Consider the following 25,098-nt stretch of genomic DNA (forward strand, 5'->3'; position numbering starts at 1 on the left):
CGCCGGCACCCGAACGCGGTATGACGCTTGCCGGCGTCAGTCGTCGAACGTGCCTTGATATTCGGGAGCGGCATCCGCGCGCGTGTTCAGCTCGAACATCACGCCGCCCGGCGCGCGGCAGAAGAAACGCGAACCGCGCCCGTTGTTGAAGACGTCCGTCACCATCTCGACGCCCTCTTCCCTGAAACGTTCGAACGTCATGCGAACCGCATCGAGGCTCGGCAGTTCGAACCCGACGTGGAAATTCGTCGGCCACGCGGTCTCATCGTCGCCGGCGTGATCGATCACCACGTCGAAACCCGGGCGCTTGAGGATCCAGGATTTGTCCCAGCTTCCCGCGATCGTGAAGCCGAGATGCCGCTCGAAGAATCGGGCCGTCGCCAGTGTGTCGGCGGAAGGGAAGCTCAGGTGATTGAGCTTCATGGTTTGCGTCATGGCAGTCATTGCGAGTCTCCGTCATGCGTCGATCGGCGGAGGCCCCATGCCGTTCCGCCCGACGCACCCAGAATACGAGCCGCGGCTCGCATTCGACAATTCGCATTCGCCGCCTGGCTCGGCAGCGCGCGAACCCGCGAGAAATCGCGGATCGGGGCGCGATTGCGAGCGCTGCGGATCGCGCCATTCGCATTTGTATTAGTCCGTGATTTGGTTGAGCCACATCACTTCCGGCAGCCGCCCACCTTGTTTCTCGAGAGAGCCATCTCCACTGGATCCGCTTTCCGGACAGGTGGAACCATCGTTGAAAGCGACATGCGCCATGCCGCCCTACGTCTTCGCCGCTTCGTAAACCTTCGTCTCCGGATTGAACCGGTATTCGACGACATCCGCGGCGCCGTCGGGCTTTTTCCGGCCGGCGTTGTCGATGCCCGTCCCGTTCATTGCCACGCGAAGGCGCGGCCAGTCCCTGCCGTCTGCCGGCAGGAACGTCAGCGTCGCCGAGCCTTCCTTGCACGGTATCCGGTTGCCGGTACTCGCGGCATCGCATGCCGCGCCGCTATTGTTGCCGCGAAACACGTTGCCGGCATAGGTCCAGTCGGTATCGTCAGGACTACTGGACGCATCGGTGCGCCGATAGACGAACATGCCGAACGACTTGATCCGGGTACCCGAAGCCACGTACCAGGTCGGGACGGCCAGCACGATCCGCCCGTCCGGCAGGGTCGTGCTCACGGCGGATTCCCTGTCGTCGATCGTGTCGGCCTTCTCGTCGCCGCCAAACTCGCCGATCGAGCGTTCCGACTCGACCATGTTCCAGCCGGCCACGCCGCCGTCCGTGATCCATTCGAAGGTCGCCTCCGTGATCGTCACCCTGGCATCGTGCGCCGGCTCGGCGGTGTTCTCCTGTTCGGCGTACTTGTTCGGCGTCTCGTAGGCGAAGCCGGTGAAGTAGTGGCCGCCGTTCAGGTCGAACGCGTGGCCGTACCAGTATGTGGCCTGGCTTCCATTGGCGATCTCCATCGTCGCCTCGCCATGCGCGTCCTTCTGGTAAATGCCCTCCAGCACCTGGCCCGGCCTGGGCGGCACGGGCGAGTCGCGCCCCTCGCGCTGCGAGGTAACGGCCTGCCTCGCCGACGCGGCCGCCGGTTGCGCATTCGATGCGGTATCGGCCTGGCCGGAACGATCCCCGCATGCCGCGACCAGAAGCGAAACGACGGACAGCCATGCAATTTTCCCGATCATGTGCCTTTACCCCGGATGCGTCTTCAAGTGACCCGATGCGCGCTCACGGGTGCACCAATTGATCTCGCCGTTCGATACCGGTTGCCCGGCCGATCGATTCGGGCGCCGGTTCTCTTGTCGAACCCACGGCGCGGACTGTCCGGGCGCTAGCGGCACCTGCCGTCGTAACCGGCCGGCAAAGCCGATGGCAACGCGACGCGCTGCGCGGGAAGCATCCTGTTCTCGGGTTTCATCGTTTTCATGTTTCGTTGTCGGCGCCCATACGGGACTGGAAGACGTGCTCGGACACGCTCAATGCGGAGTGCATTGCGCCAGCGCCGATTATCTCCACAATCGGCGAATAAATCATCCATCGACGGCATCGCCTGCCGGACAGGCCCGGCTCAGCCACACCGCTTTTCGCGACGCATCAAGCGTCGACGGCCCGGGGGCGACAGACACACCCCGGGCCACGGATCTCCCGTCGGGGTCGGACATCACGACCGCTGCCCGACACCACCGTTCGATCGATACTGCGCGGACAACGTCAGAACTGGTAACCCGCGCCCACCACCGCGCCGAAGTCCGAACGCGTGTTGCCCGTCACCGACGCCTTGACGACCCAGCGGTTGCTTTCCGTCACGTACGAGTACCCTGCGGCGAAACCCTGCTGGCCGTGATAGTTCGACGTCGCCGCCGAGACCATCGAGCGGCCCGCGCCCGTCGGTTGCGGCAGGCCGGCCACGGCCATTGCCGATGCCACTCCGCCGTACATGTCCTTCTTCAGGTCGTTGAACGAGTTGTACACCTGGCCGATGCGCTGGTCGGTGTAGCCCTTCGCCTGCGACGTGGCGGTCGACAGGTTGTCGTTCAGCTGCTGCACGTTGACCGCGTCGGTCGGCGCCGTGCCGGCCGCGACGTTCGTGACCTGGCGCTCGCTGCCCTTCGCACCGACCGAGAACGAATTGTCGCGATCGGCGACGGAGCCCTGGCCGACCGCCACCGCGTTCTTGCCGGTTGCGGTTGCCGTCGACCCGATCGATCCCGCATCGGCACGTGCGATCCACGTCGTGTTCGCATCGGTCGCCGCCGCGCGGATCTGGTCGTTGGCCGCCGCGTTCTTCAGCGCGTTGTTGAACTGCCCCATGTTGACCGCGTCGTTGTCCTTCACGCCCGCCGCGACACCGGTCAGCACGCGGTCGCCCGACGTGCCGGAGAAGTTCACGCTGGTGCCGCCGGTGTCCTTCCCGACCGTGATCGCGCCATTCGGGTCCTGCTGCTGCACGAGGCCGGCCTTGCCGTTCGCGATGTTGTTCACGTTCCCCTGCAGGTTCGTGATGTCGGTCGTGTTCTTCGCGACCTGCTGGTTGGTCGCGTAGAGCTGCGAGCCGTTCACCGCATCCGTGCTGGTCGCGCTGAGCGTGCCGGCCTGCACGTTGGTGATGCGCGTGCCACCCGCGCCACCGAGCGTGATCGAGCTCTTCGACGCGTCGTCATACTGCACCGCGAGCGCACCGAGCTGGTTGAGGCTCGACTGCACGCCCTTCAACTGCTTGACGTTCACCGCGTCGGTATCGGCGGTGCCCGCGGCGACGTTCTTCAGCACGACGGCCGCATTCGCGTCGCCGCCGATGAGCGATACCGAATTCATCCGGTTGCCGTTCGCGTCGACGTCGTACTTGACGACGTTCTTCACGGCCTCACCCGCCTGGTTGGATACCTGCGTGATCTGCTGTTCGAGCGACGACTTCACGCCCGACAACTGGCCGCCGTTCACCGCGTCCGTGCTGCCCGCGGCGACGTTGCCGTCGGCCACGTTCGTCAGCTTCGTCGGTGCACCGCCACGCGCCGCGTTGTAGGCACCGAGCGTCGGGTCGAACTGCAGCGCGTCCTGCTGCAGCCCCGCGATCGCGGCCGCGTTGCCCGCGATGTTCGTTTCGGCATTGCCGATACGCGTTTCGTGATTCTCGAGCGTCGTCGTGTTGTTGAGAACACGGCCGTCGAGATTCGTGAGCGCGTCGCCGACATTGTTGAACGAACCGCCGCCGACCTTATAGTCCGGCGCGCTGATCGAGCCGTCCGGATTCGCCGTCGCGCCGCCGCCCAGCGCGGCCGCCGTGCCGTCGGTTGCGCGGCGCAGTTGCGCGCCGTTCACCGCGTCCGTGCTGCCGGCCGCGACATTGCCTTCCGCGACGTTGGTCAGGCGCACCGGGCTCCCGCCGTTGCCCGCGCCGAGCGAAACCTGCTTCTTGCTCGCGTCGTCGTACTTCACGGCGAGTGCATCGAGCTGGCTCGTGCCGTCCTGGATCGCCGCGTTCAACTGGTCGACGTTGACCGCGTCCGTGCCGTTCTTGCCGGCCGCGACGTTGCCGATGCGTTGCGGGCCGTTGCCGCCGTGGCTCGCGTCGTAGGTGCCGAGGTTCGCGTTCCACTGGAGCGCGTCCTGCTGGAGCGCCGCGATGTTGCCGGTGTTCGTCGTCACCTGGTTGCCGAGCGTCGTCACGTTGTTGCTGACGTTCGTAATCGACTGGTTCAGCGAGTCGGTTGCCTTGCCGAGCTGGCCGACGTTCACGGCGTCGCTTGCGGCAGTGCCGTCCGCCACGTTGTGCAGGCCGACCGGCGACTGTGCGCCCTTGCCGCCGAGCGTCACGCCGCTGTGCGCGTCATCGTCGTACTGCACCGCGTTCTTCGTCGCGTTGCCGATCTGGTTGTTGATCGACGTGCTCAGGTTGCCGAGCGTCGTATTGATGTTGTTCGTCACGCTCGTGCTGAGCGACGACAGGCCGCCGTTCAGTTGCCCGACGTTCACCGCGTCGGTGTTCGCGACACCGGCCGCGACATTGTGCAGCGTCGTGCCGTTCGTGCCGGCGAACGTCACCGAGTCGAAGCCGCTCTGGCCGTCGTACTTGACGTTGCGTGCGTCAGCCGCCTGCAGGTTGCTGATGTTGGTGGTCGCCGTGCTCAGCGATGCGTTGATGCCGGTGACGTTGCTCTGCAGGTTCGTGATGTTCGACGCGGCGGTCGAGATCGACGATTGCAGCGGCGCGATGCTGCCGTTCAACTGACCGACGTTGACCGCATCGGTGTCGGCGACGCCGGCCGCGACGTTGCCGATGCGTTGCGGGCCGTTGCCGCCGTGGCTCGCATCGTATGCGCCGAGGTTGGCGTTCCACAGAAGCGCGTCCTGCTGGAGCGCCGCGATGTTCCCCGTGTTCGTCGTGACCTGGTTGCCGACATTCGTGATCGACTGGTTCAGCGTATCGGTCGCCTTGCCGAGCTGGCCGACGTTCACGGCATCGCTCGCGGCAGTGCCGTCCGCCACGTTGTGCAGGCCGACCGGCGACTGCGCGCCCTTGCCGCCGAGCGTCACGCCGCTGTGCGCGTCGTCGTCGTACTGCACCGCGTTCTTCGTCGCGTTGCCGATCTGGCTGGTGATCGACGTGCTCAGGTTGCCGAGCGTCGTGCTGAGGTTGTTCGTCACGCTCGTGCTGAGCGACGACAGGCCGCCGTTCAGTTGCCCGACGTTCGCCGCGTCGGTATCGGCGACACCGGCCGCGACGTTGTGCAGCGTCGTGCCGTTCGTGCCGGCGAACGTCACCGAATCGAAGCCGCTCTGGCCGTCGTACTTGACGTTGCGTGCGTCGGCCGCCTGCAGGTTGCTGATGTTGGTGGTTGCCGTGCTCAGCGAAGTATTGATGCCCGTGACGCTGGTCTGCAGGTTCGTGATGTTCGACGCCGCCGTCGAAATGGACGTCTGCAGCGGGGCGACACTGCCCTTCAGCTGGCCGACGTTGACCGCATCGGTGTCGGCGACACCGGCCGCGACGCCGCCGATCGTGGTGCCGTTGCTGCCGTCGAGCGCGATCGCCGCGTGCGAATCGTCGGTGTATTTCACGACGTTCTTCGTCGCCGTCACGATGCTGGTGCTGAGGCTGTTGCCCACGCTGGTCACACGCTGGTCGACGTTCGAAATCGTGGTCGACAGCGAATTGCCGACCGACGTCACGCGCGCGTCGACGTTGGCGATGCTTGTGCTGAGCGTGCCGTTCACGTTCTTCAGTTGCTGGACGTTGACGGCATCCGTATCGGCCGCGCCCGCCGCGACGTTCTTGAGCTGACGCTCGGCGCCGATCGCGCCGAACGACACCGCGCCGCCGACCGGCGCGGCCGTGCCGCCGAACACCGGCGTGCCGCCGTTGTTGGCGCCGACGCTGCCCGAGCCGATCGCCACCTGGTTGTTGTCGTTGGTCTGCGCGCCCGCACCGATCGCCACGGATTGCGTGCCGCCGGCGCGCGTCTGTGTCGCCGCGTCATACGACGCGCCGGCCGACACGCCGTCGCTCGAGGTCGGGTTCGCACCGCCGATCGCGACCGAACGGTCGCCGCTTGCCAGCGCCGAGTGGCCGAGTGCGATCGAGCTCGTGCCGCGCGCATCGGCGACGTTGCCGAGCGCCATCGAGAAGTCGCCGACCGCGGCCGACTGGCGGCCGACGGCGAGCGACGTATTGCCTTGCGCGACGGCTACCGTGCCGATGGCCGTGGCCGAGTTCGCCAGCGCCTGCGAACCGACGCCGATCGCAATCGCGCCGCCGCTGCTGGTGCCGCCCTTGCTGCTCGCATTCGACTGGTCGCCGATCGCGATCCCGCTGGTACCGGCCCTGGCGTTCGTCCCCATCGTGACGTTTGCCGTGCTCACCGCCACGTAGCTTCCGCTCTTGGTCGACACGCACAGCGGGTTCGTCCCGTCGATGCACTGGCCGTTCAGCGCGTTGTCCGGGTTGCCGCGGTCGACGAAGTTGTCCGCATGCGCGGCCCCCGCGATCAGGACACCTGCGCCTGTGAACATGGCGGCGGCAAGCGCCGAAATCTGCTTCCTCTTCATGGTCTTCTGCTCCGTTTTGTAGCGTCTGGTTTGTATACGGACTACTTAATTTTCTTGAAGGATTCAGCTGCGATTACGATTGCGACTGCGATTACGATTACGACTTCAGTGCGGAACCCGATTCCGATGCCCGGCCCGAGCGTGCCGAAGACGACACGCATCGCCCGCCCGTAGCGACGGGACGTTCGAAATCCCGGGCACGCCGTCGGTGTGACGGCCCGTTCCGTTAATTCGGTTAATGCATTAGGAATGCATATCGTTTGATATGGGCGAACTCGCCCATCGACTGAATCCGGAGATTCAACCGCCGTTATGGACACCCCTGATTTGATGTCGCGCCGACCGCGACCAACCCCGCTTCTTTTATTTCACCGACGGCAACCGGACGTGCGCCCGAGCGCTACGGACACGCGTTCGGATGAGCATCAATTGATGCCACGGCCCCGAATCATGCAACGTCCGCCACGCCCCTCCGTGCCTTGTGCTGCCCCGTGCAACCCTGCATTCAAAGTTCGGACGAATTATGAGACACGCACCTGAATTATTGAAGGCGACATTCTTTATAGATTGTAAAATCCAATACATTCAATAAGTTGCGTGAAAAACGCGCACCTCGCAAACGATTTCGTGGCGCCAAAATTAATCCAGATGTTTTGTCGGGCGGACAAATGCTTTGCCGAAACGGATTAAAAATAAATTCCGGCGAAAATATTTCCGCAGAAAAAACCGCCGAGCCGCACGATCGCGTGCGGGCAAGAATGAAAATGGCGGAAATGGACAGGCATCAGGTGCGATACCGCTCACGCAAATCACAATACCTGATGAAGAATCAGAAAATCGGAATGAAGCAAATAGAGTCAATGCGTCTGGCAAGAATCGAAATATCCCCCTACAATTCGGCTCGCATCGACACGGTCGGCCGCGCCCTTTTTCACGCGCGGCGACGGCAAAGCTTCGCGTCCTTACCGGATCAGCGATCAATACAAGCAACACCGGGTATTACGCCGACCGGTCGTCTGTCGCGCGGTTTGCGCGAAATCCGAATATCGATGCGCTTGTGCGTTGCCATAGAGCAGTTTCCAACGATTATCCGAACCGGGCCGGCCACCCGCAGGAACGCAGCCAGCAGCCATTCCAGAACAGGTGCACGATGCATCCATCGACCTCCGTATTGGGCGACGCTCATATCCTGATCGTCGACGATCAGCCCGACCAGCTTCGCTTGCTGATCGACATCCTGCGCGGCACCGGGTGCCGGATCAGCATTGCATCCGACGGGCTGCAGGCGTGCCAGCGCGCGCAGGCGCTCATGCCCGACCTGATCCTGATGGATGTCCGGATGCCGCGCATGGACGGCTTCACCGCATGCCGGCTGCTGGCCGCCGATCCGCTGACGTGCGCGATTCCGGTCATCTTCCTGACCGTGGCGGGCGCGTTGCACGAACGCCTGGAGGGGTTCGAGATCGGCTGCGTCGACTACGTGGTGAAGCCGTTCGAGCCGGCCGAAGTGCTCGCGCGGATTCGCGTGCAGCTCGCGCGGGCGACACGCGAGCGGCCCGTCGACACGGAAAGCGTGTTCGTGACCGGCAAGGACGACGACATCATCGTGCGCGCGGCCATCCGCCACCTGGCGCGGACGCTGAACGATCCGCCGACGGTGGAACAACTGGCACGCGCGGTCGGCACGCATGAAAAGCGGCTGTCGCGGGCGTTTCGCGACAATCTCGGCCAGACGGTGTTCGAGTATCTGCGGCACGAGCGGCTGCGGATCGCGCAGGATCTGCTGGATTCGACGTCGCTCAGCATTGCCAGCATCGCGAAGGAGATCGGTTTTTCCACGCCGGCGAATTTCGCGACCGCATTCCGCGAACGTTTCGGCCTCACGCCGACCGAGTGGCGGCGCCAGCGCCACGCCGGTGAACGCGCCGCGCGCCGGGAGCCGCAACGCGACGCGTAGGACGCGTTCCGCGCGCTCGCGCCTACCAGTTGTATTTCGCGCTGGCGAGCACGGTCCGCTCGTTGCCGAACACGCACACGTTGTACGACTGGCAACCGCTGACATAACGCCGGTCGAACAGGTTCGCGACGTTCAGCGCGAACCGCCAGTGCGGCATCTCGTAGTGCAGCGCCAGGTCGACCAGCGTCACGCTCGGCACCGTCAGCGAGTTGTCGGGCGCGCCCGCCGACGCACTCTGGTAACGCACGCCGCCGCCGAACCCGAGGCCCGACAGCGCGCCCGCGCGCCAGGTCCAGTCGGCCCACATCGAAGCCATCTGCCGCGGCAGCGGCACGGCCACCGGCCAGTGGTTCAGCGACGCGTCGTTCGCCTGCACGTTCTTGACGTCCTGATGGACGTACGACGCGACGACCGACAGCTCGCGGGTGACCTTGCCGACCGCGCTCAGCTCGATCCCGCGCGAGCGGACCTTGCCGGTCTGCACGGACGTCGTGCCGGTCGGGTCGAGACTGACCGGCGTCGGCGTCGCGACGTTGGTCTGGTCGATCTGGTAGAGGGCCGCACTCAGCATCAGGTTCCGGCCCGGCGGCTGCCAGCGCAACCCGGCTTCCGTCTGCGTGCCGCGTGTCGGCTTCGGCAGCCCGCCGCCATACAACCGCACGCCGATGACGGGATCGAACGACGTCGAATGGCTCACATACGGCGACAGCCCGGCGTCGCCCCAATAGGTGAGCCCGACGCGCCCGGAGAATGCACTGACGTCCTGCCGCGCCTGCTTGCCGGCCGTCCGGTCGTCGAACCGCGCATTGACGAAATCCTCGCGGCCGCCGAGCGTCAGCGTCCAGCGCTTCCAGCGGATCTGGTCTTGCGCGTACACGCCGAACGTGTTCATCGCCGTGTACTGGTCGACGTGGCCGAGCGACGTCGGGCCGGCGAAAATCGCGTCCGTGACGGGCCGGTACACGGGGTGATACAGGTTGAGCGACGGCGCGATCGCAAGCCACACGCTGTTGGTCGTCGTCTGCCGGTCGTATTGCACGCCGAGCAGCAGCGTATGTTCGAGCGGCCCCGTGCCGAAGCGGGCCTGCGCGTGGTTATCGATGTCGAGCCGGCTGTAGTTGAGCTGGAACAGCCCCGCGGTACGCATCATGTTGGTGGTGCTGCGGGGCGCGAAGCCGTTGCCGAACACCGTCGCGTCGTCGAGCGACAGGTGCGACCAGCGCACATCTTGGTGCAGCGACCAGATCGCGTTCACGCGGTGCTCCAGTGCGTAGCCGAGCGACCACTGCTTCTTCCGGTAGTCGTTGAACCCGGGGTCGCCCATGTAGATGTCCTGCGACAGGCGGCCGTTCGGGTTCGGCAGCACCGTGCCCGACGCAGGCAGGAAGTTCGACGAAATATCGCCGCTGTCCTGCAGGAACGTCGCCGAGAGCGTCAGCGACGTGTCGGCGTTCGGCCGCCAGCGGAACGACGGCGCCAGCGCGACGCGACGGTCGCCGTTCGGGCCGGTTTCCGCGTTGCCGTCGCGCGCCACGCCGACGAAGCGATACGCGTACCGGCCGTCCGGGTCGAGCGTGTCGCCGACATCGACCATGAATTGCTTGCGCGCGTCGTTGCCGATCTGCACGCCGGCTTCACGGACGCGTTCGCCGTCGGCGAGCTTCGTGTGCGCGTCAACGATCGCGCCGGGCTCGCCCGCGCCGTACAGCACCGACGTCGGCCCGCGCAGCACCGCGATCGAGTCGATCGTGTACGGGTCGACGCGCCAGTCCGCGATCACGGCCGTATGCGGCGCCGCCACGCCGTCGACGTACAGCGTCGGCGTGAAGCCGCGCAGCGCCGCATACGAGTCGGTGCGGCTGTCGGCACCGAACGTCGCGAATCCCGGCACGTAGCGCAGCGCCTGGTTCAGGTCGGTCGCGCCGGTCATCTCGATCTGCTGCGCGGTCACGATGTTGATCGTCTGCGGCACTTCGGCCATCGGCGTGTCGATTTTCGTGCCGGCCGTGGTGCGCAGCCCGACGAGCCCGCTCGACGAGCGGTCGCCCTTTCCCGTCACGTCGATTTCCGGCAGCACGGCCGCCGGCGGCGCCACTGCCGCACCCGATGCCTGTGCGTGCGCGGCGCCCGCTGCCGCCACGTACAACGCGCTTCCGGCGGCGATCGCCATCGCGCGTTTCGCCGCCCCCGTCCCCGTTACCATCGTTCCATGCTCCGTCGTGCTGGTGGGCGATTCGACCCGATCGCGGCGCGATCTCGGCGCGACGCAGCGCCGGCGCCCGCCCTGTGTTGTCATGCCGGCGATGCTGGTTGCGCGCGAGTCGGCATGCAACGGCCAATGGCGTCGTTCGCGAGCGCAGCGATCATACCGGGCGAACGTAACGGAGTCTTTAAAAAAAGTGCGCCGGCGGGAAAAGCCCGCGTTTGGCGCTTTGGAGGCGGGGCCGGCGCGGGATCGATCCATGCGGCGGCCCTCGTGGAAGGCGGGTGAAAGGCGGCGATGCCAGGCTGCATGCGCCCCGGGAGCGGCCGCGGGCTGCCGCCGGAGGGTCTAAGCGCGCACGCGCCGCATCCTGAGCGTCGCCAACGGCGACTCGCCGAACGCCCGCTTGTACTCGATCGCGAACCGCCCGAGGTGCGCGAAACCCCATTTCAGCGCGATGTCCGTCACCGATGCGAGCCCCGGCGACTCGTCGGCCAGCAGTTCCTCGCGCACACGTTGCAGCCGCAACTGCCGCACGAAGCCCATCGGCGTGATCCCGTGGCGATGGCGGAAGCCGGCGAACAGCGTGCTCGGGCTCACGCCGGCGAGTTCGGCGAGCCGCTCGATCGTCAGCGGCTCGTCGAGATGGGCGCGGATGTAATCCTCGACGCGCCGCACATAGAACGGCGCGAGCGCCACCGGCAGGTGCCGCGTGCCGTTGCGCGCGCTGTTCGGGTGGCCGTGCAGCAGCAGGTTGAGCAGCGTCGATTCGAGCGGCTCGAACGCGAGCGGATGACGCAGCGGATGCGCGTCCGTCGCGATCGCGCCGGCGAGGACCGGCAGCAACTGCGCGAGACACGCCCCTTGCGACGACGACAGGCTGAATGCCGGTTCGAATTCGACCGGCGCGCGCCGGTCGTCGCCGAAATGCCGCTGCGCATGGCGCTCCATCACTTCGCGCTCGATGCGCAGGATGACTTGCGGGCACGCGTCGCCCCAGCGCATCTTCAGCGGCAGCGTCGGCGAGATCAACGACGCGGTGCCCGGCGACGACACGAAACGCGCCGATCCGCACTCGATCTCCGCGTCGCCGCGCAACGGGATCTGCAACAGGAAGAAGTGCTCGAGCGGCCCGGGCTCGATGCTGACCCCGCCGCCGTAATCGAGCAGGTTCAACGACAGGTTGCCCCAGCGCGCATGATGCATGCAGCTGTGCAGCGCGCGCGATTCGCCGGTCGGCGTGAGCCGGTGCGGCTTGAAGACGTCGGCGACACGCGCGCGCACCTCGTCGACATCGTTCGACTGCAGCAGCAGGTTGTCGTGATTGAAACAGGCGGTGTCGTCCAGCCAGCCCGTTCCGGAAAATTGCGCCATCGATGTTCTCCCGTCATGCTCGGTTGCACTCGCGCCGTGCATGCGTTCCCGGTGTGGGGGCATTCGCCGCACGATCCGGATAGCGCCCGGAGTATCCGGACAGTCCGGCCGCCAAAGCACGCAAGTCCCGCGCAAACGACGCAAGAAACGGACCGTTCGCGCATCGTAAAAAACTGTGCGGGCTTTCAGCATCCGCACATACCCGCAGTCGGCCGCGCGCCTGCCCACGCGCGGCGGCCGGTGCCGCAGGTTTCCGGAATTCGCGGATACCGGCCGAAGAAAGCGGATAGAAGCGCACGTTTCGTCCGCCAATACTGGGCTCGTCGCAGCAATGAATTCAACGGAGGGACAGATGAAAGGACGTCACATCGAGATTCCGTCGCCGGACGGCGGAACGTTTCGCGCCTACCTGAGCGCGCCGGCCGGCGGCAAGGGGCCGGGCATCGTGCTGTGCCACGAGATCTTCGGCGCGAACGCGACGATGCGGGAGGCCGCCGACTACTACGCGGAGGAAGGTTATACGGTGCTCGTGCCCGACCTGTTCTGGCGCCAGACGCCGGGGATCGAGCTCGGCCATGCGGCAGCCGATGTGGAGCGCGCGATGGCCCTGTATCGCGAATTCGACGAGAACAAGGGCGTCGAGGACATCGGTGCCGCGCTGGACACGCTCAGGCAGCAACCGGAATGCACGGGTGAAGCCGGCGTGCTCGGCTACTGCCTCGGCGGCAAGCTCGCCTACCTCGCCGCGTGCCGGCTGCCGGGCGTGGCCGCGGCGGTCAGCTACTACGGCGTGGGCATCGAGCAGGCGCTGGACGAGGCCGCGCACCTGCAGGGACGGCTCGTGCTGCAGATCGCGGGGCTGGACCGCTTCTGCCCGCCCGACGCGCAGCAGCGCATCGCCGACGCGCTGTCCGGCCGCGACGGCGTCGAAGTGTATGTGTATCCGGGCGTCGATCACGCGTTCGCCCGCGTCGGCGGCGATCATTTCGACAAGGCCGCCGCGGTCATGGCCCACCAGCGCGCGATCGCCGCGTTCCGCGCCGCGCTCGGCCCGCACTACGACCTGTCCACACTGTGGGAAGCGCATCTCGAACACGAATTCGCCACGCGCAACGTCGATGCCACGATGGCGACGATGGTCGCCGAGCCGTACGTCAACCATGTTCCGACGCTGACGGGCGGCGTCGGCCACGACGAGCTCAAGCGCTTCTACACGCATCACTTCGTGCATGCGAATCCGCCCGACACGACGATCACCCCGATCTCGCGCACGATCGGCGCGAGCCAGGTCGTCGACGAGCTGCTGTTCTGCTTCACGCACACCACCGAGATCGACTGGATGCTGCCGGGCGTCGCGCCCACCGGCAAGCGCGTCGAGATTCCACTCGTCGCGATCGTCAAGTTTCGCGGCGACAAGCTCTATCACGAGCATATCTACTGGGACCAGGCGAGCGTGCTCGTGCAGATCGGCCTGCTCGATCCGGCCGGCCTGCCGGTCGCGGGCGTCGAGACGGCCCGCAAGCTGCTCGACGAAACCGTGCCGTCGAACGGCCTGATGCGCCGCTGGCAGGACAGCGAGCCGTCGACGGGTGCGCACTGACGCGCCCCCTCCCTCACCCCACGATTCACGGAGACACCCCATGACTGCCCTTGCTGGCAAAGTCGCGATCGTCACCGGCGGCGCCACGCTGATCGGCGCCGCGGTCGCGCACGACCTGAGCCGCGCCGGTGCATGCGTCGCGATCCTCGATCTCGATGCGGACAACGGCGCGCGCGTCGCCGGTTCGCTCGGCGACAAGGCCATGTTCGTCGCGCTCGACATCACCGACGATCGCGCGATCGAACGTGCGATATCGGCCATCGTCGAGCGGTTCGGCGCGATCGACGTGCTCGTCAACCTCGCGTGCAGCTACGTCGACAACGGCATCCAGGCGACCCGCAACGACTGGCTCGCCGCGATGGACGTCAACGTCGTGTCGGCCGCGATGCTCGCGAAGGCCGTGCATCCGCACATGACCCGGCGCGGCGGCGGCGCGATCGTGAACTTCAGCTCGATCTCGGCCGAGTGCGCGCAGACCGGCCGCTGGCTGTACCCGACGTCCAAGGCGGCGATCCGCCAGCTCACGCGCAGCATGGCGATGGATCTCGCGCCCGAGCGCATTCGCGTCAACTCGGTATCGCCGGGATGGACGTGGTCGCGCGTGATGGACGAGCTGACGCACGGCGACCGCGCGAAGACCGATCGCGTCGCCGCGCCGTTCCACCTGCTCGGCCGCGTCGGCGATCCGTCCGAGGTCGCGCAGGTCGTGACGTTCCTGTGCAGCGACGCGGCGAGCTTCGTGACGGGCGCCGACTACGCGGTCGATGGCGGTTATTCCGCGATGGGCCCCGAACAGGCGGTGCCGGCCATTCCGCGGCTCGCGGAGTGACCGTTCCCCGCCGCCGCTTCCCGCAATCATTCCGGCCGGCCTCCGGCCAACCAAGGACATCCCCATGAGACGTATCGCCATCGTCGGCGCCGGCCAGTCCGGCCTGCAACTCGCCTTCGCCCTGCTCGGCCAGGGCTATCACGTGACGCTCGCGACCAATCGCGACGCCGAACAGATCCGCACGGGCAAGGTCATGTCGAGCCAATGCATGTTCCATACCGCGCTGCAGATCGAGCGCGACCTCGGCCTGAACACCTGGGAAGAAGCGTGCCCGTCCGTCGAAGGGATCGGCATCGCGGTGCCGCATCCGGACGGCGGCGGCCGCAAGGCGATCGACTGGTCGTCGCGGCTGACCCGCTATGCGCAGTCGGTCGACCAGCGCGTGAAAATGGCCGACTGGCTCGACGGCGTGCGCCGCCGTGGCGCGGACGTGCGCATCGGCGACATCGGCGTGCCCGAACTCGAGGAACTGGCGAGCAGCCACGACCTCGTGCTGCTCGCGGCCGGAAAGGGCGAGATCGTCAACCTGCTCGGCCGCGACGACGCGCGCAGCGCGTTCGACCGCCCGCAACGCGCGCTGGCCCTCACCTATGTGAAAGGGATGACGCCGAGCCAGCCGTATTCGCGCGTGCGCTTCAACCTGCTGCCCGGCATCGGCGAGTATTTCGTGTTCCCCGCGCTGACCACGACGGGCCCGTGCGAAATCATGGTGTTCGAAGGCATTCCGGGCGGCCCGCTCGACTGCTGGGCCGACGTGAAGACGCCCGAGCAGCATCTGGACCGGAGCCTGTCGTTCCTGCGGCAATACGTGCCGTGGGAATTCGAGCGCTGTCGCGACGTCGAGCTCACCGATCCGAACGGCACGCTGGCCGGGCGCTTCGCGCCGACGGTGCGCAAGCCGTTCTTCCGGCTGCCGTCGGGCCGCACGGTGTTCGGGATGGCCGATGCGGTGGTCGTCAACGATCCGATCACCGGGCAAGGCTCGAACAACGCCGCGAAATGCGCGAACGCCTATTTCGATGCGATCGTCGCGCGCGATGCCGCGCCGTTCGGTGAAGACTGGATGCAGCAGACGTTCGAAGGCTATTGGGCCTATGCGCAGCATGTCGTGCGCTGGACCAACTCGCTGCTCACCCCGCCGCCGCCGCACATCCTCGAACTGCTCGGCGCGGCCGGCCAGTTGCCGTCGCTCGCCGCGGCGATCGTCGACGGCTTCGACGATCCGCGCCGGTTCTCGCCGTGGTGGTTCGAGCCGTCGGCCTGCGCGGCGTTCATCCGCGAACACAGCGCGCGTTCGGAGTGACCGGCATGGAAACGATCGCTACCGCCCCCCCGACCCTCGACCCGATGCAGCTGCGCGCCGCGTTCGGGCAGTTCCCGACCGGCGTCACCGTGATCACCACGTGCGCGGCCGACGGACGCAAGGTGGGCCTCACCGCCAATTCGTTCTCGTCGCTGTCGCTCGATCCACCGCTCGTGCTGTGGAGCCTTCGCAAGCTCGCGCCGAGCCGCCCGGATTTCGTCGCGGCCACCCATTTCGCAATCAACATCCTCGCGCACGACCAGATCGACCTGTCGCGCCGCTTCGCGACGCCCAGCGCCGACAAGTTCGACGGCGTGCCGCACGCGGATTCGGAAGCCGGCGGCGTGCCCTGCCTCGACGGCGCGAGCGCGCGCTTCGTGTGCCGCAACGTCGGCCACTACGAAGGCGGCGATCACCTGCTCTTCATCGGCCAGATCGAACAGTTCGACGCGTTCGGCAAGGCGCCGCTCGTGTTTCATGCGGGCCAGTATCGCGCGATCGCCGATCATCCCGATCTTTTTCGCACCGTTTGATTAGTTATACAGATAAATAACCAGGAGGTGGTGAACATGAAATTCGGCTCTCGCCTGCTCGTCGTCGCGGGCCTCTCGATCGCCGGCATGGCCGCAAGCGCGCCGGCCCGCGCAGCCGACCTGCCGGCGGTCAACCTCGGCATGACCAGCTTTCTCGACGGCATGCCGCCGGCCGGCTCCGGCTGGTACGGCACGCAGTACCTGCAGTACTACACGGCCGGCCGCGTCAACGACAACGCGGGCAACAAGGTCGGGTTGCCGAAGCAGGACGTCGACCTGTTCGCGGGGCTGAGCCAGCTCGTCTATCAGTCGCCGCTGACGTTCGCGGGCATGCATCCGGGCCTCGACGTGATCCTGCCGTGGATCGCGTCGGCGCGGACCGACGACGGCATCGGCAACGTCGCGCTGAATGCGCGTGCCGGCTTCGGCGACATGCTGATCGGCCCGTTCGTCCAGTTCGACCCGGTGATGGGCGCGCAAGGACCGCGTTTCGCGCAGCGCGTGGAATTCCAGTTCATCGCGCCGACCGGCGCGTACGACCCGTCGCGCGCGATCAACCCGGGCAGCCATGCCTGGTCGTTCGACCCGTACTGGGCGGCGACGCTGTGGCTCACGCCGAAATGGACCGTGTCGTGGCGACTGCACTATCTGTGGAACACGACCAACCATCGGCCGGCCACGTCGCTCGGCCCGGACGTGACGTCGACGCAGGCCGGCCAGGCGATCCACGCGAACTTCGCGACCGAGTACGAGGTGCGCCCCGGCTTGCGGCTGGGGATCAACGGCTACTGGCTGCGACAGACCACCGACATGAAGGAAAACGGGCAGGACGTGCCGGGCACGCGGGAGGCCGTGTTCGCGATCGGCCCGGGGGCCATGTACAGCTTCTCGCAACAGGATCACCTGATGTTCAACGCGTATTTCGAGACTTATGCGCGGAACCGGCCGCAGGGCACGCGGATGGTGCTGCGGTACGTGCATCACTTTCAGTGAGGGCCGAGACCGGGCGAACGGCGGCCGTGCCCCCCGCGCGCACACCGGTCGTGATCCGCGACCTCCGCTGCATCGCGCACGACGTGATGCCGGCAAACTTCGCCGGCATTCAGGTTAGCAGTAGGGGGCAGCCGATCAGGCGGTGGACTACGGCTAGTTCCATGGCCGACCATGGGTCCAGGATGCATTGACGCCGCTATGGTCAACCTGTCTCGCGGCGCCGCCTGGGGAGGGAGCCTCCATGAAGCCTGTTGCCGTGCCGGCCGGCGGCGGTGGCCGCCCGGCACGCGAATCCTTCATCGACGTTTCCGCCGGTCCCGGCGTAACGCCGGTTCGCCGCTTACTGCGACATCCCGACGAACGTCGGCAACAGCACGCGATAGACGTGAATCATCGCCGGCCCGAGCAGCACCAGCATCAGCGACGGAAAGATGCAGAAGATCAGCGGGAACAACAGTTTCAACGCAATCTTCGCGGCCCGCTCCTCCGCGCGCATCCGGCGTCGCGTGCGCAGCATGTCCGACAGCACGCGCAGCGATTCGCTGATGCTCGTGCCGAAACGATCGGCCTGGATCAGCATCGCGCAGAACGATTCGATGTCCTCGACGCCGGTACGCAACGCGAGATTGCGCAGTGCCGTCTCCTTCGTGAAGCCGGAGCGCATCTCGAGCAGCAGCAGGTCGAGTTCGCTCGAGACCACCTCGCTGCTGAACCGCAGCTCCTCGCTCACCTTCATCAGCGCCGCGTCGAGCCCCAGCCCCGCTTCGACGCACACCGTGAGCAGGTCGAGCGCGTCCGGGAAATCCTCGAAGATCTTCTGCTGGCGCACCTTGATCCGCTGCGACAGCACGATGTTCGGGATGTAGTAGCCGATCCCGGCAAGCACGACGAGGATGACCGACAGGAGTTCGCGCTGATCCCCGAGCCGGGTCGTGATCAGTACCAGCAGCGCCGCGCACGGCACGGCGAGCGCGAGCATCGTCTTCGCGGTGAAGTACAGCGCCGCCGCGCTCGGGTTGCGCCAGCCGGCGTTCATGAGCCGGATGCGCAGCGGTGAATTCTCCCACCCGTCCTTCGGCACCGACAGCCTGGAGATCGGGGTGGACAGCTCCACCAGCTTCGCGACCCAGCGCGACGCCAGGTCGTCGGTGTCGCCGGGGCCCGTGCCGGCGCCGCCGGCCTGCTGGATCCGGCGCTGGATATTACGCGGCGCGAACAGCAGCATCCCGATCAGGGCGCCGCCGGCCACGAAGATGAACAGGCCGCCCAGCATCACGGCGTGAACTACGCTCAGGTTTTGCATGACAGTCTCGCTACGGTTCGTTATTCAGCTCACGCGTCAGACGCGAATCCGGACAATGCGGCGGATCCACAGCAGGCCAAAGAGCATCGTCACCAGCATCGTGCCGACCATCCTGATCCCGGCCGGATCTTCCCAGAGCACCGACAGGAACTCGCGGTTCATCACCGCGATCGCCCCGGCCGTACCGAACGGCAGCAGCCCGAGGATCCACGCCGACAGCCGCCCTTCCGCCGACAGCACACGCACCTTGTCGAACAACTTGAAGCGCTCGCGGATCAGCGCGGAGATGCTGTCGAGCAGCTCGGCCAGGTTGCCGCCGGTCTCGCGCTGGATCAGCACCGCGATCACGAAATAGCGCAGGTCCTGCACCGGCACGCGGGTCGCGAGATTCATCAGCGCGTCGTGCAGCGACACGCCGTAGTTGACCTCGTCGAACGTGACCCGGAACTCGCCGCCCATCGGATCGGGAAACTCCTCGCTCACCATCCCGAGCGTGCTCGTGAACGAATGACCGGAACGCAGCGCGCGCGAAATCATGTCGCAGATGTCCGGCAACTGCCGTTCGAGCTTGCGCATCCGCCGCCGGCGGGCGCGCAACACGACCATCGCCGGCAGGCATCCGGCACACAGCGCGATCGGCAGCGCAGCCAGCTGCGGCAACGTGGCGAAACTCAGCGCGACCCACGCGATCGCCGGAAACACCGCGCTGAGCACGATCAGCTTCGACAGCGTCCAGTCGAGGCCCGATTGCTGGATCAGGAGATCGAGCGCCTGCACGCGCGGCACGCGCAGCAGCAACTGGTCGAACGGCTTCGACTCGTCGAGCATCCGTTTCTTCAGGATCGACAGCCGCTCCTGCTGGACGTTGCCGCCGGCCGACATCGCGCGAATGCGCGACTCGATCCGGCGCGCGGCAGCGCCGTGCCGCGCGTTCCACCATTGATAGGTGCCTTCGATCGTCAGCACGACCGCGACGAACATGAGAATCACAAAGGCGTAAAAGATCGTGTTCATGAGGTCTCCCCGGCGGTTAGCGGCGCCCTGTCGTCAGTTCGTCTCGTAACGCTGCGACGGGTCGTACAGCGAATCCGGCAGGTTGATGCCGAACGCCTGCAGCCGCTCGACGAACTTCGGCCGCACGCCGGTCGCGCAGAAGTGGCCGCGTACCGAGCCGTCGCGGTCCACGCCCGTGCGCTTGAACGTGAAGATCTCCTGCATGTTGATGATGTCGCCCTCCATCCCGGTCAGCTCCTGGATGCTGACGATCTTGCGCTTGCCGTCCGTCAGCCGCGCCGCCTGCACGACCACCGAGATCGCCGATGCGATCTGCTGGCGCATCGTCTTCGGCGGCAGCGTCAGGCCGGAGACGCTGATCATGTTCTCGAGCCGCGTCAGCGCGTCGCGCGGCGTGTTCGCGTGGATCGTCGCGAGCGAGCCTTCGTGGCCGGTGTTCATCGCATTGAGCATGTCGAGCGCTTCGGCGCCGCGCACTTCGCCGAGGATGATCCGGTCGGGGCGCATCCGCAGCGCGTTGCGCACCAGCGTGCGCTGCGTGATCTCGCCCTTGCCCTCGATGTTCGGCGGGCGCGTTTCGAGCCGCAGCACGTGCGGCTGCTGCAGTTGCAGCTCGGCGGCGTCCTCGATCGTCACGATCCGCTCGTTGCGCGGAATGTAGCCGGACAGGATGTTGAGCAGCGTCGTCTTGCCGCTGCCGGTGCCGCCCGACACCAGCACGTTCACCTTCGCGCGCGACAGCGCATCGAGCAGTTCGGCCATCGGCGGCGTCAGGCTGTGGTAGCGCACGAGGTCGTCCATCTTCAGCGGGTTGACCGCGAAGCGCCGGATCGACATCAGCGGCCCGTCGATCGCGGACGGCGGGATGATCGCGTTCACGCGCGAGCCGTCCGGCAGGCGTGCGTCGACCATCGGGCTCGATTCGTCGATGCGGCGCCCGACGCGCGACACGATCTTCTCGATCACCTTCATCAGGTGGGCATCGTCGTAGAACGTCACGTCGGTCAGTTCGAGCTGGCCGGCGCGCTCGACATAGACCTGCCGGTACGTGTTCACGAGGATGTCGGAAATGCCGGGGTCGCGCAGCAGCGCTTCGAGCGGGCCGAAGCCGAACATCTCGTCGTACACGTCGATCGCGAGCTGCCGCCGCTCGATGTCGTTCGCGGGCATCCGTTCGTCGTCGAGGATGCGCGAGATCAGCCCGGCGATTTCCTGCCGGACCTGATCCTGCTGCAACCGCGACAGGCGCTCCAGCTCGACGCGCTCGAGCACCGCCAGGTGAATTTCGCGGCGCAGCTTCTGGTACGCGTCGCGTACCGACGAATGCGCCGGGCCGGCCGGTTCGTTGCCCGCCGCCAGCGGCTGGGCCCGGTGCAAGGACATCTGTTCGCGCAATGACATGATGGTTCCCCGAAAGATTTACATGGACTTGAGCTTCGGCGTGGCCTTGCGGCCGAACAGCCGGGACATCAGCGGTTCGCTGTGCTTGGTGCCGCGCCCCACGCGCACCTCCCCTTCGACGAGCTGCTTCGCGTATCCCTGCAGCGCACGCGCGACCGTCGTGCCGCGCGCGAGACGCGACACCGGGTGGCCCTGGTTGATCGCTTCGAGCACGGTGTCGACATCGTCCGGAATCGTGCAGGCCGCCTGCAGGCCGAGCACTTCCTCGAGCGCGGTGCGGGTCCGGTCGCTCGCGCGCGTCGCGCGGTTCAGGACGAGCCGCATCTGGTCGGTCGAATAGCCGAGCGACACGAGGATCTCCAGCAGCCGGCGGCCCGCACGCACGTGCGGCATCGCGGGTTGCATCACGAGCTGGATCTGGTCGCTGCGATCGAGCGCGACCATCGACAGCGGATTGATGCAGACGCCCAGGTCGAAGAGCACGAAGTCGTAGCGCGGCGCGGCGACGCCCAGGATCCATTCGAGCGCGTCCTCGCGCATCTCGGCGGCCTTGACCGGGTCGCCGGCGCCGGCGAGCACGTGGAAGTTCTCCGTCACGCGCGCGACGCTCGCATCGAGGAACGCGCTGTCGAGCCGCTCGATCTGCGCACACAGCTGCGGCAGCGTCGACGGCGGGGTTTCGTCGCTGACAAGGAACGCCGCGTCGGCGAACTGCTGGTTCAGGTCGATCAGCAGCACGCGGCGCTTGAAGCCTTCCGCGATCTCGAAAGCGATGTTGCTGGCCGCGAAGCTCGTGCCGGCCCCGCCCTTGCACGACATGAACGACACGATCCGCGTATCGTCGGCGTCGCGCCGCGTGCTTTGCGCGGCCGCGCGTGCGAGCGCATTGCCGAGCGCCTGCAGGTCGAGCGGCCATTGCAGCACGTCGCGCGCGCCCGCGCGCATCGCGTCGAGCAGCACGTGCGGCGACGCATCCGCCGTCACGAGGATGCAGGTCAGCCCGGTGTGAACCCGGCAGATCCGCTCGATGGCCGCCAGCTCGGGCGCGTCGAGCGACGTGCCATCGACCAGCAGGATGTCGAACGCGTCGAGCCCGTCGGTGCGATGCTCGATCTGCGACGGGCGGCCAGTCGCGCGTGTGGCGCGATAGCGTCCGCAGTCGGTCACGAGGCGCGCGATCTGCGTGAGCCGCGCGGTATCGTCGGAAGCTACGAGGATGTTGATCATGTCGTGTGCCTCGCCTGTTCGATCAATTGCAGTTTGCACCGCCGGTCGCGGAAGTCAGGCTTTCGCGCGGCAGCGTCGTCGTGAACGGCGGCATCTTCACCGACACGTTCATGAACGGGATCATCGTCTTGACCGTGACGTTCGTGACGCTCACCGTCACGAACGCGCAGGTGTTCACGGTACAGCTCGCCGGCGAGTAGTTCACCGACACGTTCGCGTTCGACAGCAGCGGCAGCAGCGCCGTCACGCGTTTCGCGACACCGGCGGCATTGACGTCGCAGACCACCGCCGTGCGCGCACCGAGGCGCACGGCCTCGCTCGCGGTACTCCAGTAGAACAGCACGCGACCGAATTCGAAGATGCCGATCAGCAGCATGACCAGGACCGACGCGATGAGCCCGAACTCGACGATCGTCGAGCCGCGTTGGCCGCGCCGGCGTGACAGGGGGACTGGGCGCGCGCTCATGACACTTGCCTCATCACGGTGACGATGTTGCCGAACGGGATCGACGTCAGCCCCGGATACGCGGGGATCGGCTGGTACGTGTAGCCCTTGATCTTCACCTCGACGACGTTGATCGCACCTGTCGCCGTGCCGCTCGCCGCATTGTTGTTCGAGTCGTAGGTCGGCAGGTTCGAGAATTGCGCCGGGTCGGACGCGTCGCTGCAACCGGTCGTATGCTGCGCGTCGCAGATGGTCACCATCGACGTCGTGAGGCCCGGCACCAGTTCGGTGCCGGCCGAGCCGCACGTCGTGCTGCCGTAGACGACGAGGCACTGCGCCGCCGACACCGGATACGCGCTGTCGGTCGGCAGCCAGATCGACAGGTAGCGCGCCGCGTCGCGGGTCGCCTTGGTCAGCGTCTCGTACTGGTAGATCGCGCGGCCGAACTCGGCCACGCCGGTCGCGAGCAGGATCATCGGAATCAGCACGATCGCGAACTCGACGGCGGCCACGCCACGGGTGCGCGAACGGCGAAACGGGGGCCTTTTCATGATCGTCTCTCCCTATTGAACGAGCATCGGCACCTGGACCCCGGACGCGCTGCCGTCGCCGGGCAAGCCGTGCGTCGCGCACGGATTGTTGCCGGAGACGGACGAGCCGAGGTATTCGAGGTGCGCTATGACGGGGCCACTGCCCGAGCTGAACGGCAGCGGATCGAGCATCAGCACGCAATCCCATTGCGTCACGTGCACCTTGCCGCTGTTCCCCTTCAGCGACGAGCAGTCGCCTTCCGGCGCGAGCGCGACACGGCGGTCGCCGCCATAGGTCTGGTAGTTGCTCGCCGTGACGGTGCCGTTGGTGGAGATCCCGCTGCCCGACGGCGGCGCGCCGTCGCCCTGGTAAGGCTTGAAGTTCGAGCGGTCTGTCACGAACTGCGTGTACGCATCACCCTTGATGCCCGCCGTTCCGGGCGGCCCGTAGTTCGGGCCGACATACGCGTAGCCGGTGAAGTCGGGCTGGCCGCTCGAGCCGTTCGCGCCGTTCGTATAGATGCCGAAGCGCGTGTTCCAGGCGCGGAGCGACGCCGACTTCAGGCCGGTGGAGCCGAGGTCGGGCGGGCTCGTGATATTGCAGGTATTGCCCGACAGCTCGCTCGCGATGGTCGGCTCGTTCGTCGAGCCGTCGAGTGCCGCCCAGCCGAAGTTGCCGGGCCCGTAAGACGAACCGGACGGCGACGTGATCCAGTCGCCGACGTTGTAGGACGGCGCGCCCGTGGCCCGGCATACGAACACCGGGATCGCGCATGCCGTCTGGCCGCCGCCCACCGTCGCGATCGCGCTGGCCGACACGGTCGCCGCGTTCGCGATCTTGGTGCCCGGCAGCACGTTCAGCACTTCCATGAACCAGTGCGAGATGTTGCTCAGCGACGCGGTGCACTGCACGTACTTCACGTTCGCCGGCGTCGTGACCGAGTTCTTCGTCAGGAACGCATTGGTCAGCGAATCGCTGAACGTCACGTTCGTGTCGGTCAGCATCTTCACCGACTGGTTCTGGAAGAACGCGAAATTCAGGTGGCCGGCGGCGATGCCGTCGGCCTCGGCCACGGTCAGGCTGATGGCCCCGGTCAGGTCACGCGCAGCCGACAGCGCGCATGCATCGGCGCTGTTCTGCAGTTCGCTGCGCGTGACGTACAGCTTGCCGAGATCCAGCGCGAGGCCGACGAACCCGATCATCACCGCCAGTGCGAGACCGACGATGATCGCGACGGCACCGCGCTGGCGATGCAGGCTGCGACGCATGACTTTCGGATAGCGGGCTGCGCTGTTCATGGCTTTTCTCCCTGAGCGTGCCGTCGTTACTGGGTGGCCTTCCCGATGCCGATCACGAATGCATTGGCGGGCGGATCGACCTGCTTGAACGACTTTTCGTAGTTGTCGAGCGCCGATGCCGCCGCGCCGCCGTCGACCACCGTCGTCGCCGCCGCGTGTTCGGCGGCATGTGGATCGATGATCTGGGCCTGCGTCACGGCGCGGACCGATTCGCCGAAGCGGGTGTCCCACACCGGGGTCGACGACATGCAGCCGGCAAGCGCGAAGGCGAGCGGTGCGGCGAGCGCCGCGCGGCGCACGAATACGAGGTAGGCGGATTTCATGAGTGTCCCCTTGGATGGCATCAACGATCGGTGGACTCGGATTCCGAGCGGGCGACCTGCGCATGGGCGGCCACCGGGAGCCGGTGCGTCGACCGCGCCGGTGCGGCCGGCTGGGCCGACCGGGCCGGTGCGTCGGGGCCGGCCGCCGCAAGGCGCGCGGCGGCGGCTTCGATGCGCGCGACGCGGGCCGCGTTCGCCGCGTTCGCCGAGTCAGCCCCGTCGG

General features: G+C 66.8%; 19 protein-coding genes and 1 pseudogene. 6 read left to right on the forward strand and 14 right to left on the reverse strand.

Features of this window, described 5'->3' with window-relative positions; genetic code table 11:
- Window positions 1–36 precede the first annotated feature (36 nt).
- The 3 genes from L810_RS09320 to L810_RS09330 all read right to left on the reverse strand — a co-directional run bounded on the left by L810_RS09320 (window position 37) and on the right by L810_RS09330 (window position 6,541).
- Window positions 37–444 carry a VOC family protein gene (locus tag L810_RS09320; protein ID WP_021158130.1) on the reverse strand — a complete coding sequence of 136 codons (408 nt, stop codon included), beginning with the start codon at window positions 442–444 and terminating at the stop codon, window positions 37–39.
- Between the two features lie 321 nt (window positions 445–765).
- On the reverse strand, window positions 766–1,680 hold the full coding sequence (locus L810_RS09325) for a hypothetical protein (protein ID WP_021158131.1): 915 nt from the start codon (window positions 1,678–1,680) through the stop codon (window positions 766–768).
- A gap of 526 nt (window positions 1,681–2,206) precedes the next feature.
- Complete coding sequence (locus L810_RS09330) at window positions 2,207–6,541, reverse strand: YadA-like family protein (protein ID WP_021158133.1); 4,335 nt, start codon at window positions 6,539–6,541, stop codon at window positions 2,207–2,209.
- 1,150 nt (window positions 6,542–7,691) lie between these two features.
- Between L810_RS09330 and L810_RS09335 the strand changes: the two genes are divergently transcribed.
- Window positions 7,692–8,498: a response regulator transcription factor gene (locus L810_RS09335; protein WP_042973870.1), complete on the forward strand. Its 807-nt coding sequence runs from the start codon at window positions 7,692–7,694 to the stop codon at window positions 8,496–8,498.
- Window positions 8,499–8,520: 22 nt separating this feature from the next.
- Here L810_RS09335 and L810_RS09340 read toward each other — a convergent pair whose 3' ends face one another.
- Together L810_RS09340 and L810_RS09345 are read right to left on the reverse strand one after the other, a co-directional pair.
- Window positions 8,521–10,701, reverse strand: a complete 2,181-nt coding sequence (locus tag L810_RS09340) for a TonB-dependent siderophore receptor (protein ID WP_042973871.1) — start codon at window positions 10,699–10,701, stop codon at window positions 8,521–8,523.
- 348 nt (window positions 10,702–11,049) lie between these two features.
- Window positions 11,050–12,075, reverse strand: a complete 1,026-nt coding sequence (locus tag L810_RS09345) for an AraC family transcriptional regulator (RefSeq protein WP_042973872.1) — start codon at window positions 12,073–12,075, stop codon at window positions 11,050–11,052.
- A 352-nt stretch (window positions 12,076–12,427) separates the two neighbouring features.
- On the opposite strand from L810_RS09345, the gene L810_RS09350 reads away from it, so the two are divergent.
- The 5 genes from L810_RS09350 (at window position 12,428) to L810_RS09370 (ending at window position 17,333) form a co-directional block, all read left to right on the forward strand.
- Window positions 12,428–13,675 (forward strand): dienelactone hydrolase family protein, encoded by a 1,248-nt coding sequence (locus L810_RS09350; protein ID WP_021158139.1) that lies wholly within the window; start codon window positions 12,428–12,430, stop codon window positions 13,673–13,675.
- Window positions 13,676–13,715: 40 nt separating this feature from the next.
- On the forward strand, window positions 13,716–14,504 hold the full coding sequence (locus L810_RS09355; protein WP_021158140.1) for an SDR family oxidoreductase: 789 nt from the start codon (window positions 13,716–13,718) through the stop codon (window positions 14,502–14,504).
- Between the two features lie 64 nt (window positions 14,505–14,568).
- Window positions 14,569–15,807: a styrene monooxygenase/indole monooxygenase family protein gene (locus tag L810_RS09360; RefSeq protein WP_021158141.1), complete on the forward strand. Its 1,239-nt coding sequence runs from the start codon at window positions 14,569–14,571 to the stop codon at window positions 15,805–15,807.
- A gap of 5 nt (window positions 15,808–15,812) precedes the next feature.
- Complete coding sequence (locus tag L810_RS09365; protein ID WP_021158142.1) at window positions 15,813–16,340, forward strand: flavin reductase family protein; 528 nt, start codon at window positions 15,813–15,815, stop codon at window positions 16,338–16,340.
- 36 nt (window positions 16,341–16,376) lie between these two features.
- Entirely contained in the window at window positions 16,377–17,333 is a 957-nt protein-coding gene (locus L810_RS09370) for a SphA family protein (RefSeq protein ID WP_042973890.1), read from the forward strand.
- Between the two features lie 340 nt (window positions 17,334–17,673).
- On the opposite strand, the gene L810_RS09380 is transcribed toward L810_RS09370, so the two are convergent.
- The 9 genes and pseudogenes from L810_RS09380 to L810_RS48080 form a co-directional block, all read right to left on the reverse strand.
- Window positions 17,674–18,636 carry a type II secretion system F family protein gene (locus L810_RS09380; protein ID WP_021158144.1) on the reverse strand — a complete coding sequence of 321 codons (963 nt, stop codon included), beginning with the start codon at window positions 18,634–18,636 and terminating at the stop codon, window positions 17,674–17,676.
- Window positions 18,637–18,672: 36 nt separating this feature from the next.
- Complete coding sequence (locus tag L810_RS09385) at window positions 18,673–19,650, reverse strand: type II secretion system F family protein (RefSeq protein WP_021158145.1); 978 nt, start codon at window positions 19,648–19,650, stop codon at window positions 18,673–18,675.
- Between the two features lie 33 nt (window positions 19,651–19,683).
- Window positions 19,684–21,051: a CpaF family protein gene (locus tag L810_RS09390; RefSeq protein WP_021158146.1), complete on the reverse strand. Its 1,368-nt coding sequence runs from the start codon at window positions 21,049–21,051 to the stop codon at window positions 19,684–19,686.
- Between the two features lie 18 nt (window positions 21,052–21,069).
- On the reverse strand, window positions 21,070–22,278 hold the full coding sequence (locus L810_RS09395) for an AAA family ATPase (protein WP_042973876.1): 1,209 nt from the start codon (window positions 22,276–22,278) through the stop codon (window positions 21,070–21,072).
- 22 nt (window positions 22,279–22,300) lie between these two features.
- Window positions 22,301–22,744 carry a TadE/TadG family type IV pilus assembly protein gene (locus L810_RS09400; protein ID WP_021158148.1) on the reverse strand — a complete coding sequence of 148 codons (444 nt, stop codon included), beginning with the start codon at window positions 22,742–22,744 and terminating at the stop codon, window positions 22,301–22,303.
- Complete coding sequence (locus L810_RS09405; protein WP_042973877.1) at window positions 22,741–23,274, reverse strand: TadE/TadG family type IV pilus assembly protein; 534 nt, start codon at window positions 23,272–23,274, stop codon at window positions 22,741–22,743. Before L810_RS09405 ends, L810_RS09400 begins: the two co-directional genes overlap by 4 nt.
- A 12-nt stretch (window positions 23,275–23,286) precedes the next feature.
- Complete coding sequence (locus tag L810_RS09410) at window positions 23,287–24,552, reverse strand: VWA domain-containing protein (RefSeq protein ID WP_021158150.1); 1,266 nt, start codon at window positions 24,550–24,552, stop codon at window positions 23,287–23,289.
- Between the two features lie 26 nt (window positions 24,553–24,578).
- On the reverse strand, window positions 24,579–24,875 hold the full coding sequence (locus L810_RS09415; RefSeq protein WP_021158151.1) for a hypothetical protein: 297 nt from the start codon (window positions 24,873–24,875) through the stop codon (window positions 24,579–24,581).
- 20 nt (window positions 24,876–24,895) lie between these two features.
- A pseudogene (locus L810_RS48080) lies at window positions 24,896–25,098 on the reverse strand (hypothetical protein); the annotation flags it as partial.

Origin of the sequence: Burkholderia sp. AU4i (genome assembly GCF_000466765.1) — a bacterium.
GTDB classification, from domain to species: Bacteria; Pseudomonadota; Gammaproteobacteria; order Burkholderiales; family Burkholderiaceae; genus Burkholderia; species Burkholderia cepacia.

Excerpts from the sequence above, each read along its gene's own strand:
- L810_RS09320 (WP_021158130.1), bottom strand. The coding sequence starts at position 444 with ATGACTGCCATGACGCAAACCATGAAGCTCAATCACCTGAGCTTCCCT.
- L810_RS09325 (WP_021158131.1), bottom strand. The coding sequence starts at position 1,680 with ATGATCGGGAAAATTGCATGGCTGTCCGTCGTTTCGCTTCTGGTCGCG.
- L810_RS09330 (WP_021158133.1), bottom strand. The coding sequence starts at position 6,541 with ATGAAGAGGAAGCAGATTTCGGCGCTTGCCGCCGCCATGTTCACAGGC.
- L810_RS09335 (WP_042973870.1), top strand. The coding sequence starts at position 7,692 with ATGCATCCATCGACCTCCGTATTGGGCGACGCTCATATCCTGATCGTC.
- L810_RS09340 (WP_042973871.1), bottom strand. The coding sequence starts at position 10,701 with ATGGTAACGGGGACGGGGGCGGCGAAACGCGCGATGGCGATCGCCGCC.
- L810_RS09345 (WP_042973872.1), bottom strand. The coding sequence starts at position 12,075 with ATGGCGCAATTTTCCGGAACGGGCTGGCTGGACGACACCGCCTGTTTC.
- L810_RS09350 (WP_021158139.1), top strand. The coding sequence starts at position 12,428 with ATGAAAGGACGTCACATCGAGATTCCGTCGCCGGACGGCGGAACGTTT.
- L810_RS09355 (WP_021158140.1), top strand. The coding sequence starts at position 13,716 with ATGACTGCCCTTGCTGGCAAAGTCGCGATCGTCACCGGCGGCGCCACG.
- L810_RS09360 (WP_021158141.1), top strand. The coding sequence starts at position 14,569 with ATGAGACGTATCGCCATCGTCGGCGCCGGCCAGTCCGGCCTGCAACTC.
- L810_RS09365 (WP_021158142.1), top strand. The coding sequence starts at position 15,813 with ATGGAAACGATCGCTACCGCCCCCCCGACCCTCGACCCGATGCAGCTG.
- L810_RS09370 (WP_042973890.1), top strand. The coding sequence starts at position 16,377 with ATGAAATTCGGCTCTCGCCTGCTCGTCGTCGCGGGCCTCTCGATCGCC.
- L810_RS09380 (WP_021158144.1), bottom strand. The coding sequence starts at position 18,636 with ATGCAAAACCTGAGCGTAGTTCACGCCGTGATGCTGGGCGGCCTGTTC.
- L810_RS09385 (WP_021158145.1), bottom strand. The coding sequence starts at position 19,650 with ATGAACACGATCTTTTACGCCTTTGTGATTCTCATGTTCGTCGCGGTC.
- L810_RS09390 (WP_021158146.1), bottom strand. The coding sequence starts at position 21,051 with ATGTCATTGCGCGAACAGATGTCCTTGCACCGGGCCCAGCCGCTGGCG.
- L810_RS09395 (WP_042973876.1), bottom strand. The coding sequence starts at position 22,278 with ATGATCAACATCCTCGTAGCTTCCGACGATACCGCGCGGCTCACGCAG.
- L810_RS09400 (WP_021158148.1), bottom strand. The coding sequence starts at position 22,744 with ATGAGCGCGCGCCCAGTCCCCCTGTCACGCCGGCGCGGCCAACGCGGC.
- L810_RS09405 (WP_042973877.1), bottom strand. The coding sequence starts at position 23,274 with ATGAAAAGGCCCCCGTTTCGCCGTTCGCGCACCCGTGGCGTGGCCGCC.
- L810_RS09410 (WP_021158150.1), bottom strand. The coding sequence starts at position 24,552 with ATGAACAGCGCAGCCCGCTATCCGAAAGTCATGCGTCGCAGCCTGCAT.
- L810_RS09415 (WP_021158151.1), bottom strand. The coding sequence starts at position 24,875 with ATGAAATCCGCCTACCTCGTATTCGTGCGCCGCGCGGCGCTCGCCGCA.